Genomic DNA, 14423 nt, shown 5'->3' on the forward strand with positions numbered 1-14423 from the left:
TGGAGGGCCTCGACCCCATTCACCCCGACCGCGTCATGCCAAGTCGCTCACTGCCCCCACCGCAGGTACGAAGGGCCGCTTTCTCGCAATAGCGGGTGAGGGGAACCCGAAGACCCACCCTTGGATACTCCGTAAGCATGGGCGACGTCCGGCTGCGAGCGTCCCTCGATGACGACGGCAGTGATGACCGGCTTCGCTTTGGACACCCCGAGCAGCGCGACCGCTGAAGTTTCCTATTTTTTGGGACATCGGTTTCGACTGTTCTGAGCCAGCACACTTTCAGCCTGACCATCATTTCGATGCGAGAACCTTGAACCTCATCACGAGATTCGAAGCTTTTCGTCTCTCAGGGCATGGGCCCGTCGGGACGGTCGCGGGGCGTCCGCCAAGCCGGTGTTCCGCTTTTGACGGCCGTGAGCGCCCGCGACGCCAGCCCTGGGCGCACACGCCGACGTGACTGGCGGGTCAACGTCGGGCGTCGACGCGAGGCCCCCGCGAGGTAGTCGCTCGACGTCTCCCGCTTACCTGCTGCGTCCGGATCGTGAAAGCGTCGCCGCAAGCATGCAGGTCATGTGTCATCGTCGTCCCACTGCCGGAGAGGAAAGTCCGGTGTGAGCCACAAGCCGTCCTCTTCGGCACCGGCAACTGCTGTCTCGCAAGGATCGTCGGCCGCGACGTACATGTACAGGTCATATCCGAATTCGATCTGCAGCCGGCCGTTGACAGCTTCGAGAACGCAGTCGAGTTCACCTCGGAGATTGCCCCGCACGATAGGTCCCACGTCCGACCGGACGACAATCTGACCAGGCGTCAGCGCAAAATTTGCACTCTGGTTCCCCAGATAAAGGATTCGAAACAACGAGGCCGAGGTCGCAACGGCGAAACGAACCGCCGCGGCGATATAGGTGTCCTCGACCCGGCGATATTCCTGATCAGACAGGACGACGCCGTTGAACCTTCCACCGACATCGGAAATGTCCGTCCAGGACTCCCAACCTGGATACCCTCGCAGCCATTCTTCGTACCTACACACACGCCAGGAATGCGACAGCGGACTCAGAGGTATCATCACAGCCCAACTTGGACGAGTTCGCCATTGGAGTCAAGGCCAAACGTCCCCTCGCGAGTAGTTTTCGAGTCCAGATCCTTGGCCCGCCTTGCCACCTTCCACACTCCTACCCGGGAATGCCCATCAAGGTCACGGGAGATCACGCGCCCGTCAGGCAACTTGTAGATCGGCTCGCCCTTCCTGTTGGTGCCGACCTTGCGTCGCGTGTCTACGCCCAGCCGCTTAAGAGCCTGCCGGGACTGGGCCGACGTGAGCCGGCTACAGGCGTTGTGGACCACGATGGCATCCGCACCCACGTGGTAGGTGTGGATGTCGGCGACCGCCAGGTTGTAGGCCGTGCCCACACGAGCTGTGGACGCCGCCAAACCGCTTACGGTGAGTGTTTGGCCTTCAGCGGTCAGTACCTTCTCGCCTCGGGCTAGTTCATCGGCGCGTTCGAACTTGCGATCGGTGACCGACCAGAATGGATGGTCCTCGGTCGTGGTCAACACTCGGCCACCCACTACAAGATCCGTCAGCGTGTCCTGATGTTTCCACACCGCCTCAACGGTCTTGGCCGCTTGTTCACCGGTCTCCGGATCGCTCGCGATGACCTTGTCGCCGACCTTGACCTTCTTGATAGGTTTCTTGGAGCCGTCACCCATCAACACGGTCGTCGTACCGGAGAACGAGCACATCTTCGCCCCGGTTTCACCGAGGTCCACCAGGTGCTTGAGCTTCTTGTTGGCGGCGATCATGTCACCGATCGCGTCAACGCCCTCGTCGCCGAGCTTGACCAAGGTCTTGCCGAGGGCATAGCCCTTCTTCCATTTCCACGGCGCGCCATACTTCGCGATCAGCTTGCCCGCCATGCCGGTAGCGGCCGACATCAAGGCATTGACCGCAGCTTCACCGCACGCCCCGAGGTCGCCCTTCGTGAGGCAGTCAAGTCCCGCCTTGATGCCGAGCTCTTCCATCACGATCTTGCCGAACTTCTTGACGATCTTGATGACCTTCGCCTTGGCCTTTTGATACTGCTGCGTGGCGGTCTGGACCTGGTTCGCATACGACGTAGCGGTCGCGCCAGACTGCTGTCCCCCCCCTTCCGGCCTTGCCTGAACCGCCAGACTTCGAGCCTCCGCCCGACGCGAGGTCGCCGAGCTCTTTGCCGAAAGAAGCCAAACCCTCCAGGAACTCACCCGACGGGTCAGAGAACGTCACCGGCGAGTGGTTGCTGTACGCGTACCCGTTCAACTGCGCCGGGTCCGTGAGATCCATGATCGGGTCGACGCTGATGAATCGACCGTTCTGTGGGTCGTACTCACGAGCACCCATGTGTTGCAGCTTCGTCGCCGAGTCACTCACCGACCCAACGAACCCGCGCTCACCCAGATACCCGGCGTCCGAACCACGCCCCGCGCCGAACGGCGTCTGGCGACGTTTGACGAGCGACAGATCCGTGCCGTCGATCTGGACCGTGGTCGTGCCCTGCAGATCCGACGCCAGGAACATGACCTTGCCCGTGACCCGCATCGCCACGACTTGGCCGGCATGCTCGTAGTACCGAGTCGAGGTGGCGGTCGTCGAACCCTTCGGCAGCCGCACCTCCGCACCATCCACGTACAGGGTGGTCGCGTCCGGCTCACGCTTGATCAGCCGTTCGCCGTCCGCGTCATACACGTACGTCGACTTCGCTCCACCGATGCTGGTGAACGACTTCAGCTTGCCCTCGACGTCCCACTCGAACTTCTCTGCCGCCGCCGAACCGTCCTTGCGAGTCAGAAGGTTGCCTGAATCGTCGTAGGTGAAGGTCTGCGACTGATCCGCTCCCGCAGTGCTTGTCACCGACTCCAGGGCGTGCGGCTTGTTCGTCGCGTACGCGTAGGTACGGGTGGTGTCGGTGCCCGATGCAGCATGCTGGACATCGGTCTTGCGGTTGCCGTCAGCGTCGTAGGCGTAGCTACTCCAGTAGGCCGAGGGGTCAGCGCCCATCAAGCTTGCGGAGGGAGTCGTGCACGAGGAGCCCGTCGTCGTCCATGCCTCGGTCAACCGACGCTGCCAGTCGTAGTCGAAGCACTGACGATCGGCCGCGCCGCCGCCCGCTACATCGGCTATCGATGTGACATTTCCGGCGTCGTCGTAGGAGTAGTTGGCATCGACATCGTCGGTCGTCTGCGACTGACGTCGCACTGTCTGGCGAGTTACCCGTCGCGTGCCGGTCTCGTACTCAGTCGTGCGCCAGACCGTGCTGTTGAGGACGATCGCGCTCGACATCCGCGACACCTCGCCGTACGGCGTGTAGTCGGTCCCGTTGACGTACGAGCCCTGCCCCGCGAGGGTCTTCTCGTTGCCGAAAGCGTCGTACCCGTATCGGAGCGTCTCGGTCGGCAGCCCCGGCACGTCCGGAAGTGCCAGAGTCTTCGGACTTCCATCGATGTTGAACGTCGCGGCGGTCGAGTACGACCCGGCCAAGGCACCTTCCGACGCCGGGATCGTCGTCTTGGTCCCGGTGGGCCGGCCTGCCACGTCGTAACCCGTGATCTCCTGGACGTAGGCGTTGCCGTTGTCGTAACGGGTGGCGGACGTCAGCTGGCCCTTCTGGACCGTGTCGTAGACCCACTTGGCTCGCAGCGCGCCACTCGCGTTGGTGTCACGCAGTTCTGTCTGGCGGCCGAGCACGTCGTAGGCCGAGAAGGTCACCTTGCCGTTGGCGTCGGTCTCGGTCACGGGGTGGCCGAGCTTGTCGTAGGTCGTCTGGCTCGTCCCGGCATCTGGGTCGATGCTCTTCACCTTGTTCCCCGCCAGGTCGTACTGATAGCTCCAGGTACGGTTGGCCGGGTCGGTTGCGGAGCTCATGTTGCCGCGGCTGTCGTAGCCGTACTTCATCGACTCGAACGCACCCGTCGGTGTCGCGCCCTTGTAGCGGCGCAACTCGACAACCCGGCCCTTGGCGTCACTGATCTGCGTGGTCGGGATGGCACCCTCGACTGGCGTCACGCTGACCTGTCCAGCTCCGTCGTAGCTCGTCAGCACGGACCATCTCGTGACGTCCTCGACCACGAAGTCAGACCTGGTCTCTCGACCGGCACCGTCGAAAGTCGACTTCGTGAGGCCCGGAAGCTCTGTCTCGAGCGGCGTGAACAAGGTTCCGGATACCGCACTGCTGTTGAAGTACGGATCGATCGATATGGTCGCCAAGCCACGGGAGTCGTACTTGGTCTCGGTGATGACACGTCCACCGTCGGCTCCCGCGGCGGGGACCTGCGTCTGACGAGGCCGGAGCAGGCCGTCGTAGATCTGGTAGCTGGACAGATAGCTTCCCGTTGCCATCAGCCGCTGTGTTCTTGCGTACGAGGGCTCCGTCTGGGAGATGCTGTAGCTGAACTTCGCGTTGGCACTCCTGCCATCGGCCTTGCTCCGGCCAGGGAACCACGCCTCGCTCAGTCGACCCAACGCGTCGTACGTCAGGTCTGTGCGTCCGCCGGCCGGGTCGACCTCGGCTGTGGCTGTTCCCCAGTACCGATTCAGCGTCGACGTGCTGGCCTGGTTCAGCTGGTTGGTGACAGTGACACTGGTCGGTAGGCCTGTCGTGGGGCTGTAGGCCGTGGTCGAGCTGTGCCCTTCAGCGTCGGTGACCTTCGTGACTCGACCGTAGCCGTCGTACGCGTTCTGCTGGGACGCGACATAGCTGATCCCCGTGCCGTCAGCGGATTCGACGGCCCGATCGACCTTCGTCAGCGTGCCCTTCGTCGGTGCCGTCGTCGTCGATGTCGCGCCGTCGTAGTACATCCGAGCTCCGCTGACGAGATCGGTCGGCAACGTCGCGGACGCGCCACACGGCACCGAAACGGTTTGTTCGTCCTTGACGGAATCCAGGATCCACGAACCTGTGTTCCTGATGTAGCTGGTCGTGGTGCACTCGTCGTCGGCGGTGGTGGACAGATCGGCCCGGTCCCACTCCTGCTCTGGCATCCCGTAGCCGTCGAAGCTCGTACGCACCTCGGTGACGCGATTCCCGCCGCCCGCCTTGGGCTCCGTGGTGGTCGCGACGGCCGTGTTGTGGATCCGCGCTTCGTCGGGTCCCTCGGTGGCCGTCACCGGGCTGAGCCAAGGCGTGTTGAGGGTCTTGCTGATCAGAGCGCCGTCGACGCCGTTGCGCGTGATCACTTCTCGGGCGTAGCCGTTGAAGGGGTCTCGATCGACAATCGTCCCGCCGCTGGAGTCGGCTACCTCGACGCTTCGCGTCCCGCCATTGGCGAGCTTGTCTCCGTCCATGCCGCGGAGGAACAACGTCTCCTGGTAGGTGCGCGTCGCGCCTGACTTGCCGCGGATCACAGCCACTCGACCAAAGCCTCGGAAGTCACTCCACGTCTTTTCCTTCGGCGGCGTGATCTCGTCGTCGTCGTAGTGCCAGGCCGGCGCGTCCAGGTACTGGTAGCTCGTCTCGACCGCGTCGGAGTTCCCGATGTTGTCGCTCTCGACGATGCCGGTCACTCGATACTTGTGGAACCAATTGATCGTCGGTGAGTCTGCGCCGTCCTTCGTGTAGTAGACCGGATAACACATGCGGGTGTTGTTGTCCTTGGACGCAGGCAGGCTGCTCGGCGAGCAGTCTTTTCCTGAGTAGTTGACCGCGAGCGTTCCACCGGACTCCGACTTGATCGAGCTGACGCGATACTTCACCATCGCTGGCGCGCCGTCACCGAGCGCGTCGACGCGGTTCGGCATGTCGATTCCGTTGAACTCGACCTTCGGCATCGAGATCGAACCGCCCACCTTGCCCGTGTGCTGGATCGATTTGAGCCAGAGGTCGCGGTTGTTCGTGTCGGATTCGGGGAACGTCTGCTCGAACGCCCAGCCGTCGACCGCGGTGTAGGCATCGGCTTCGAGCACCTGCGTCGTCACGCCGACAAGTCGCTTGCGAGTGAAGAACGCCGGGCTTTGGTTGTCCGGGCAGCTCGTTGTGCTCGAGCACAAGAGGTCGGACGGTGTATCCGGCCAATAGGTTGCATTTGCACTCGTGAGCTTGCTCGCTGCGCAGTCGAAGCTGGACGTCGGGATGCATCGTTCTGCGACCTGGAACGTCACCTGGGCTGGAGCCTTGGTGGTGGCCTCGCTCCCGGCACGCTGTCCGTAGTCGATGCGACTCAGATATCCTGCGCGGTCGTAGGACGAGACGGCAGTGTTCAAGTTGCGGCCGTAGTTGTTGCTCTCCTTGGTGTAGTAGTACGTCATCGTGTTGCCACGCGGGTCGACGACGTAGTCGAGGTTCCAGCGCCACGCCTGTTTGCACGATGCGTTCGCGAAGGTGCTGTTGTAGCACGGTTCGCCGCTCTGGTTACCGAACACCGGCACCGTCAACGTCGAGCTCGGCGCGGCAGTGTCGTCGGCGTAGCGCTTTCCGCGGCCGAAGAAGTACTGCGTTCCGTCGGGGGTGGTCAGCTTCCAGTACTCACCGTCGTTGTCACCGTTCGTGGCTCCCGTGAGGCGTTCGAGACGTGAGCCGTCGTCGGTCTTCAGACGCCAGATCCCCTTGGCCGTGTCATGAACGACCTCACCGGAGTGTCCACCGAAGGACATGGATGCGTTGTCCGACCGCCAACACAGGTCACCCGTCTTGCGGGCGCTGTTGGTGCCGTTCGTCCGGTCATCGCTACACGCCACGTAGCGTCGCTCGATGAAGCCAGTCGTCAGGTCTTGACCCTCACCGAGCCAGGACGTCTGGTTGTTGCTGCCTGCCGTACGTCCATCGACCGAACCCGATGAGTAGTTGACGCCGAGTTCGGGCTTCGGACCGGCAACCGACGGCGGGACGCGCAGTGGGTAGGCCCAGCTGAACGCGCCCGTCTGCTCGCCGACGTCCCACGAGGACGACGGCGCGAGGGGGCTGGCGGCATAGTTCCCTGTCGAGCCCGAGGCGCCAGCGCTGACGGCGTAGACGGTCGTGCCACTCGCGCTTGCTGCTGACTTCGACCGCGGGGAAGCGGCCGACGAGGGTGCGGACTTTCGTGACGAGCCGACGAGCTCACTTCGGTCGTCGCGAGCGGCGATCTTCTTGGAGTCGAGTGAGGCCGTCACCGTTCCTCGCTCGAGGTTCACGACCGAACCGAGCGGCGCTCCTTCGGAGCACGTGGGCTTCTTCGGTGTCGTCAATGCACAGTCCGGCAGCTGGACGATGCGCAGTCGATCGGCCCAGTGACCGCCGTGCGCCTCGGCAAAAGCCTTCACGTCCACGACGACCTCAGCGTTGCCCGACCATCCCGTGACAGAGCCGTCGGGAGTCGCGGGGGAGGTGAGCGTGAACATGAAGCCGTCGATAGCCGCGTCGGTAGCCGCCGAGTGATCGAGCACCTTGACGTCCACCATGCCCTTGGCGCGACCCTTGCCGATGACTTTCACAGCCTGGGCGATCTTGTCGGACGAGACACCCGGGCGCAGTGTCACACGCCCTGAGGCCGCACGCGGCCAGCTCGGACGTACAGGCCCCGACGACGCACCCGCAGTTGCATCGTCGAGCTTCGCCTTCCTGATTTTCGCCTTCTGCTCGCCCACCGAGTGCTCGGCTTCAACCCTCGGCGCAGAAAACTTCGCGCCCAGCGCCGGCAAGTCCATCGCCGGGAGAAGCGAAACGACAAGAGCAAGCGACACTGCGCGACTGACGAAGGCCGCGCTGCGGCCGAAAGGTCTAGACATGGCTTTTCGTTTCTCGAGAAGGTGGTGGGCGGCGTCAGTCGACGTTGCCGAGATAGTTCGTGTCGCCGGCGTCGTCGACCAGCGTGTGTACCGCCGTGGAAGCGTCGTCTAGCGAGTAGTCGCCGACCGAGGTGATGACGTCGTCAACCGTGCCGATGAAGTTCGATCCCGATTGCGGGCCGCCGAGCCGGAGGTTGCCGTTGTTCGCGGCGGGGTCGTCGTTCGTTCCTGGCGCGAATCCCCCGGCCCTGACCGCCACCTCGCCGTTGATCCACAGGATGAGCTCCTGGGAGTCGTACGAGTAGCTCAGCGAAACTGGGGCCTCTCCGATCTCAGAGGCCGCCGAGTTCGATGTCAGGACGACGTACCCCCTGTCGCACCGAACGGCGAAGGTGGGCTCGGCGCAGAAGCCTGGCGCCGCACCGACGTAGCGCATACGGCCGACGTAGAATGGCGCCGTATTTTCTTCCTCGTCCGTATCGCGAAGGACTTGGAGCTTGGCAATCGAGTCCGAAGCATCGGGATCGTCGACACTGACTGCCGTCATGTCCGTCGTCACAGCGCCTACCTCAAGCCAAGCGCTCATCAAGAAGGATTTCTGGGTATCCAGGAGACCAACCGCGTTGGACTTCGCGGCGGCCGTGCCATTGAACTTCAGCTTCCAGTCGCCCATGACCTTCGACCACGTGATGCCCGAACCGGTCCATGCGATGTCGGACTGAGAACCGGTCACGCTGCTGGTCTTTTGATCTTCGCCCTCCCGAATGCGGAAACGGCTCGCGATGTAGAGATCTTGACAAGTGATCGTGAAGGGCACCCGCACCACTGTCGCGGAGACATTCCCGGCTGCGTCGATGGACTGGACCACGAGCATGCGCGGACCACACCCACCGAGCGTGAGCGTGATGGGCGTCGAGAGTGATCGGGCGGTTCCGTAGCCGCCCCCGTCGATCGCCATCCGATACGACGCGATGTCGCTGTCCGGGGGTTTGCTCACGGTGAACGTCCGTGTCTCACCAGCGGGCCACGGGTCTGTGCTGCTCGTCGCGGTCACGATGGGCGGCAGCGGCTTGGTCGTATCGACGACGAACCGGCAGAAGCCACTCCATGCTCCGGCTGCACCCGACGACCCGTTGATGTTGTCCTCGGCCCGAATCCGCCACGCGATGTCGCGGCCGTTGCCGACGTCTCCGGACGGGAAGTCCACATCGAACACGCTGCCGGAGGCTCTGTACGACGTGGTGATCGTCCGGAACGGAGCCTCGCCGGAACCGATCGGGTAGTTGTAGAGCTCGACCCGCGCTCGGATGTTCTGGCCGTCTCTGTCGCTGAGCTTCGCGCGGGCCTTGACGCCACTCGTGCCAGGAGAGATCCGGTCCGGGGCATTCGTCGGACTGCACCCCTGGTTCGCGCCGTTGGCCATGGTGGCGACGGCGCTCGGCGAGTAAGGCTTGTAGTTGTACCGCCCCGTGAAGACGGCGTTGTTCTTGAACCGCTTCCACGTCAGCGAGTCGGACTCGTTCGTCACCTGCAACGCGAGGCCCATCGCGTTCAAGTTGTGATCTGCAGCCGTTTGCGCAGCCGTCGTAGCGTCCCACTCGACCCAGGCACCACCCGGAGAGCAACCGTCGCGACCGTATGCCACGTTCCGCTCGGAGATGTACTGCTTGCCCGTCGGCTGATTGTTCCAGTTCACGTTGGAACCCACAGTTCCGCTTCGATAGAGACGGATGGCTCGAGGCGTACAAGAAGCCGCATAGACCTCGTAGGCCTTGAACTGCGCGTCGATGATGTCGGCGCCCTTGATGCCGCTGGTGGGAAAATTCCAGAACAGGCGCTTCGTGCTCGTCGGTTCGTACTGCTGATACCCAACGCCCTGGCCGTTGCTGTCGGTCCACTTCCAGAACGATGTGTTCGGGTTCTGCTTGAACACCATCGCCCAACCCGTTTCGTTCGGGCCGAAGGTCGGATCGACGTAGAGCGGATACTCCGTCTTCGAGCCCGTCAGCAGACCCGCGTCGGGTGTCAACGTCACTCCGCTGGCGTCGACTTCCGAGTCCACATGCGCAACCGTGTCACCCTCTTGAGGACCGAGAACTCGATCGTCAGCCTCCACCTGAGTACCCGTTCCCGACGAATCCCACATCAACGGCGCAGCAGACTCGAACATCACCCCGCCATCAGCATTCGAGACGACCACGCCATTGCCGGATGACTCCACGGACGCATTCGGGGCTGACACCGGGAAGGTCAGTTCCTTCAACGCCGGATTGTGCGCAGCTTCCGCGGTCTTGACGACGAAGACTTGTCGAACCTGAGTGTTCTCGACTGTCATCACGAGGTCTACATCTGGCAGGACGTCCGAGTACGTGGCCTGGTTTCCCTCGACCGTGGGGCTTGGAAGCTTCATCGGGGCCTTGACCCCGAAGGACCCGTCAAGAGCGTCCAGATTGAGCAGCGGTTGTCCGGTGCCGCCGCCGGACAGTTCGACGTCCATCGTGCTGGCTTCCGGGACGAGCGTGCCGTCCGCCTGCTGACGCAGCGTGGTGTCGATGGCGGCCCATTCGTCGTCTTTGCGAACCCGAATGGGGTCGGGGTGGATCTCGAAAGTCTGCGTGCCGTCAGGGTTTGCGTAGAACGTTGCCCTCTCCTGGCGCTCCGACTCGATCTCTACCCGCTCACCGGACTCCTCCGCCTCGACCTGCGCCTGGATCGCATTGGTGGGGACATCACTTGGTTCCTGCACGGCTCCGTTGGCGGGCAGTTCGGCAGGTGCCAGGACAGCGACCAGCAGAGCGCAGGCGATCAAGAAGGCGCGCGACGAGAGGGAAAGAGCAGCAGACATGAACTCATCCGGATACGGATCGCCACCGACGATCGAACAGTAAGGACCGGCGAGATCGGTTCACATTCACTTTCGCCATGCGCAACCTAAGACCAACCTGAGAAACCGTCAACCTCGATCCACTCAAACTGTTCAGGACTCACACGACGTCACCAGAACGCTTCGAGAGTGGGGCCGAACCAACCCACTCGGCGAGGAGCACCGGCATCACCTGAGGAGCGAGCATCGTGAGGGAGGATCGGCGACCGCGGCTCCCCGATCTCGTGCGCGCGGACGTCGGACCGACGTGGAGGTGTCCTGTGACACACTGGCGCCATGGTCGAGGAGGGCACGACCCCGGCGGACGAGGCGCGCAGCAGCAGCCAGCCGCGCGTGGTCAAGAAGGTCGTCAAGAAGACGGTCGTACGGCCCGTGGCGCCGTCCACGCCGACGCCGCGCGAGACCCGGCCGGCCCCGCCCCGCGCGACCGCCGTCTCGCGCCTGAAGGGCAAGGACGCGAAGGCGGCCGCCCCGGCCGACGCCCCCGCTCCCTCGACCCCCGCGGCACCGCGCGGCCCTCGCACCACGGTCGACGTCGGCGCGGGGCTCGCCCGCGCCCGCGACCGGGTGGGCGACGCCGTGCATAGCACCAGCGAGCGCGCCCGTCGGCTCGGCTTCGCCGTCCGCGACCGCGGTGAGGACGCCGTCTGGGCCGTCCGCGACTACCGCGTCCCCACCGTCCCGCCGCTCGGGGCGTCCGTCGTCACCGGGCTGGTGGCCGGTCTGCTGGTGACCGCCGGCGGCTGGCTGTGCCTCGAGCTGTTCAGCGCCGTCCGCGGCACGTCGGCGGGCGGCGCGTTCTGGGGCCTGCTCGCCGTCCTCGTCGTCGTCGGCGTCGCCGGCGAGCTCGGCGCCCGTCTGCTGCAGGCGTTCGGCGTGCAGCAGGCACGTCCTGTCCTGGCACTGTCGGTGCTGCTCGTGGCGATCGTGGTCATGCTCGCGTTCCTCGAGCCCGTCGACGGGCCCTGGGCGTGGCTGATCGTCCCAGGCCTGATGGTCGTCACCGTGCCTCTCGTGCAGCGGCTGCTCGTGTGGGCCGCCACCGACGTGCCGCCCGACGACGCCCACCGCTGACCCGCCCCGTCCGCCGTCCAGGAGGCCGCGCCGCCATGCCCGAGACCCCCGAGGTGCTCTGGAGCCCCGACCCCACCGCCACGCCGCGCATCGCGTCGTTCGCCACGTCGGTGGGGGTCGACCCGCACGACTACGACGCCCTCTGGCGCTGGTCCGTCGACGAGCCCGACGCGTTCTGGCAGGCCGTCTGGCGGTTCTTCGACGTCCCCGGCGACGGGTCCCCGTCGCCCGCGCTCGCCGACGCGTCGATGCCCGGGGCCGTGTGGTTCCCCGACGTCCGGCTCAACTACGCCGAGGCCGCCCTGCGACTGCCCGGTCGCGCCGACGACGACGTGGTCGTCGTGGGGCGGTCGCAGTCGCGCGACGACGTGCGGCTGACCGCCGCCCAGCTGCGCGACCAGGTGGCGCGGGCGCGGGCCGGGCTCGTGCGGGCGGGGGTCGGACGAGGCGACCGGGTCGCGGCGTACGCGCCCAACGTGCCCGAGACGTTGGTGCTGCTGCTCGCCACGGCCAGCCTCGGCGCCGTCTTCAGCTCGTGCGCGCCGGAGTTCGGCGTGCAGAGCGTCGTCGACCGCTGGCAGCAGACGGAGCCCGTGCTCGTGCTCGCCGTCGACGGCTACCGCTACGGCGCCAAGACCGTGGAGCGACGGGCCGAGGTCGATCGGATCGTCGAGGCGCTGCCCAGCGTGCACACCCTCGTCTGGCTCCCCTACCTCGACCCCGACGCCCCCGCGCCCGCCGGCGCGACCACGTGGGACGCGCTGCTCTCCGAGCCGGGCGAGCTCGCGTTCGAGCGCCTGCCGTTCGACGCCCCGCTCTACGTGCTCTACTCCTCGGGCACCACCGGACTGCCGAAGCCGATCGTCCACGGCCACGGCGGCATCACCGTGGAGCACCTCAAGGCCCTCGGGCTGCAGCACGACCTCGGCCCCGACGACGTCTTCCTCTGGTTCTCCACCACCGGCTGGATGATGTGGAACCTCCTGGTCTCGGGGCTGCTCACGGGGTCGACGGTCCTGCTGTGGGACGGCAACCCCGCGTACCCGGGCCTCGACCGGCTCTGGCGCGACGCCGCGGAGCTGGGCGTCACCTACTTCGGCACCTCCGCTCCGTACCTCCTGCAGTGCCGCAAGAACGGCATCCGGCCCCGCGACATTGTCGACACGTCGACACTGCGCGCCGTCGGCTCGACCGGTGCCCCGTTGCCGGCGGAGGGGTTCCGCTGGGTGTACGACGCCGTGGGAGACCACGTCCACCTGCAGTCGGTCTCCGGCGGGACCGACGTCTGCTCGGCGTTCGTCGGCGCCGCCCCCACCGTCCCCGTGTACGCCGGCGAGATCTCGTGCCGCAGCCTCGGCGCCGCGGTCGAGGCCTACGACGAGCAGGGACGGCCGGTCGTCGGCTCCCTGGGCGAGCTGGTCATCACCGCCCCGCTGCCGTCGATGCCCGTCGGCTTCTGGGGCGACGACGACGGCACGCGGTACCGGGCCGCCTACTTCGAGGACATCCCCGGCGTGTGGCGGCACGGCGACTGGATCACCATCACCGAGCGCGGCACGTGCACCATCACGGGGCGCAGCGACGCGACCCTCAACCGCGGTGGCGTGCGGCTCGGCACCAGCGAGTTCTACACCGTCGTCGAGAGCCTGCCCGAGGTCGCGGACAGCCTCGTGGTGCACCTCGAGGACACCGCGGACGACGACCGTGGCGACGGTGCCGGCACGTTGCTCCTCTTCGTCACCCTGACCGACCCCGACGGGACCGACGTCGAGGACCTGCGGCGCACGGTGGCACGCGAGCTGCGCGAGCGGCTGTCGCCGCGTCACGTGCCCGACGAGCTGCACGTCGTGCGGGCCCTCCCGCGCACGCTGTCGGGCAAGAAGCTGGAGGTGCCGGTCAAGAAGATCCTGCGCGGCGCGCCCGCCGACGAGGCCGCCACCCGCGGTGCCCTCGAGGACCCCACGGCGCTGGACGAGGTGGCGGCGATCGCCCGGGAGCGGTGAGACCGTGGTCCGCGGTCTCGTCTCCTGCGTGCTGCTCGCCGGCTTCCTCCTGCCCGTCGGCACCGCGATGGCGCTCACCGACGCCGACCCCGGTGTCCGGCTGCTCGGCGTCACCCTCCTCCTCGGCGGTCTGCTCGCCCTGCTGCCCCTCCCGCTCCTCCGCCCGGCGACGCGACCGCCGACGATCTCCCGCGACGGCGACACGACGACGGTCCACGGCAGCCCGCTGATCCAGTGGCTCGCCGTCGGGGCGGCGGTGCTGCTCACCCTCGCCGCGACGACCATGACGGGGGCGTTGTCGAGCCCCGCCGTGCTCGACGGCGGCACGAGCCGCCGTCCGACACCTCTGCTCTTCCTCGTGCTCTGGGCCGGTGCGGCATGGGCCTGGTTCGTCGTCGTCCGCGGCCGGAACCGGCAGAGCCTGCGGGTCGGCGACGACGTCGTCACGTGGCGGCGCGGGCGGGAGGAGCTCGTGTGCAGCACGACGCGTGAGCAGGTGCGGGTGGGACAGGGGACCCCGGCCGCCCGGAACACGGTTCTCATCGGGTCCGGTGAGGAGCCGGGGCTCACCGTCGGCTCACGTCACTTCGGCACGTCCGCGCCGCAGCTCGCGGACGCGGTCCGCGACGCGCTGCGCCGCTGAGCCCGTCCCGGACCATTGGCAAACCTTTCCGAAACGTGCTCAGGGGCACAGCACCGCCCCTAGGCTGTGCACGCCTGC

7 protein-coding genes are annotated in these 14423 nt (G+C 66.0%); 3 read left to right on the plus strand and 4 right to left on the minus strand.

Features of this window, described 5'->3' with window-relative positions; translation table 11 throughout:
• Nucleotides 1-568: 568 nt before the first annotated feature.
• The 4 genes from AC3WRM_RS14370 to AC3WRM_RS14385 are packed head-to-tail and all read right to left on the minus strand — an operon-like array spanning nucleotide 569 to nucleotide 10586.
• Nucleotides 569-1033: a hypothetical protein gene (locus AC3WRM_RS14370; RefSeq protein WP_492249282.1), complete on the minus strand. Its 465-nt coding sequence runs from the start codon at nucleotides 1031-1033 to the stop codon at nucleotides 569-571.
• 35 nt (nucleotides 1034-1068) lie between these two features.
• Nucleotides 1069-2025 carry a polymorphic toxin-type HINT domain-containing protein gene (locus AC3WRM_RS14375; protein WP_492249281.1) on the minus strand — a complete coding sequence of 319 codons (957 nt, stop codon included), beginning with the start codon at nucleotides 2023-2025 and terminating at the stop codon, nucleotides 1069-1071.
• Nucleotides 1994-7741: an RHS repeat domain-containing protein gene (locus AC3WRM_RS14380; RefSeq protein WP_492249280.1), complete on the minus strand. Its 5748-nt coding sequence runs from the start codon at nucleotides 7739-7741 to the stop codon at nucleotides 1994-1996. The genes AC3WRM_RS14375 and AC3WRM_RS14380 overlap by 32 nt, the downstream gene beginning before the upstream one ends.
• Nucleotides 7742-7775: 34 nt before the next feature.
• On the minus strand, nucleotides 7776-10586 hold the full coding sequence (locus AC3WRM_RS14385; RefSeq protein ID WP_492249279.1) for a DNRLRE domain-containing protein: 2811 nt from the start codon (nucleotides 10584-10586) through the stop codon (nucleotides 7776-7778).
• Nucleotides 10587-10901: 315 nt separating this feature from the next.
• Here AC3WRM_RS14385 and AC3WRM_RS14390 point away from each other — a divergent pair, with 315 nt between their 5' ends.
• From AC3WRM_RS14390 to AC3WRM_RS14400, 3 genes are read left to right on the plus strand one after another with little or no spacing between them, the layout of a single operon-like run.
• Nucleotides 10902-11699, plus strand: coding sequence for a hypothetical protein (locus AC3WRM_RS14390; RefSeq protein WP_492249278.1), 798 nt, complete (start codon nucleotides 10902-10904; stop codon nucleotides 11697-11699).
• A 35-nt stretch (nucleotides 11700-11734) separates the two neighbouring features.
• A complete protein-coding gene (locus AC3WRM_RS14395) occupies nucleotides 11735-13702 on the plus strand; it encodes an acetoacetate--CoA ligase (RefSeq protein ID WP_492249277.1) in 1968 nt (655 codons plus the stop codon).
• A gap of 4 nt (nucleotides 13703-13706) precedes the next feature.
• On the plus strand, nucleotides 13707-14345 hold the full coding sequence (locus AC3WRM_RS14400; RefSeq protein ID WP_492249276.1) for a hypothetical protein: 639 nt from the start codon (nucleotides 13707-13709) through the stop codon (nucleotides 14343-14345).
• Nucleotides 14346-14423: the final 78 nt, after the last annotated feature.

The organism is Aeromicrobium sp. EU05-FHT14F07 (assembly GCF_058790455.1).

What these genes read in the sequence shown, in the direction of transcription:
- AC3WRM_RS14395 (WP_492249277.1), top strand. Translation starts at nt 11,735, where the DNA reads ATGCCCGAGACCCCCGAGGTGCTCTGGAGCCCCGACCCCACCGCCACG.
- AC3WRM_RS14385 (WP_492249279.1), bottom strand. Translation starts at nt 10,586, where the DNA reads ATGTCTGCTGCTCTTTCCCTCTCGTCGCGCGCCTTCTTGATCGCCTGC.
- AC3WRM_RS14380 (WP_492249280.1), bottom strand. Translation starts at nt 7,741, where the DNA reads ATGTCTAGACCTTTCGGCCGCAGCGCGGCCTTCGTCAGTCGCGCAGTG.
- AC3WRM_RS14390 (WP_492249278.1), top strand. Translation starts at nt 10,902, where the DNA reads ATGGTCGAGGAGGGCACGACCCCGGCGGACGAGGCGCGCAGCAGCAGC.
- AC3WRM_RS14375 (WP_492249281.1), bottom strand. Translation starts at nt 2,025, where the DNA reads ATGGAAGAGCTCGGCATCAAGGCGGGACTTGACTGCCTCACGAAGGGC.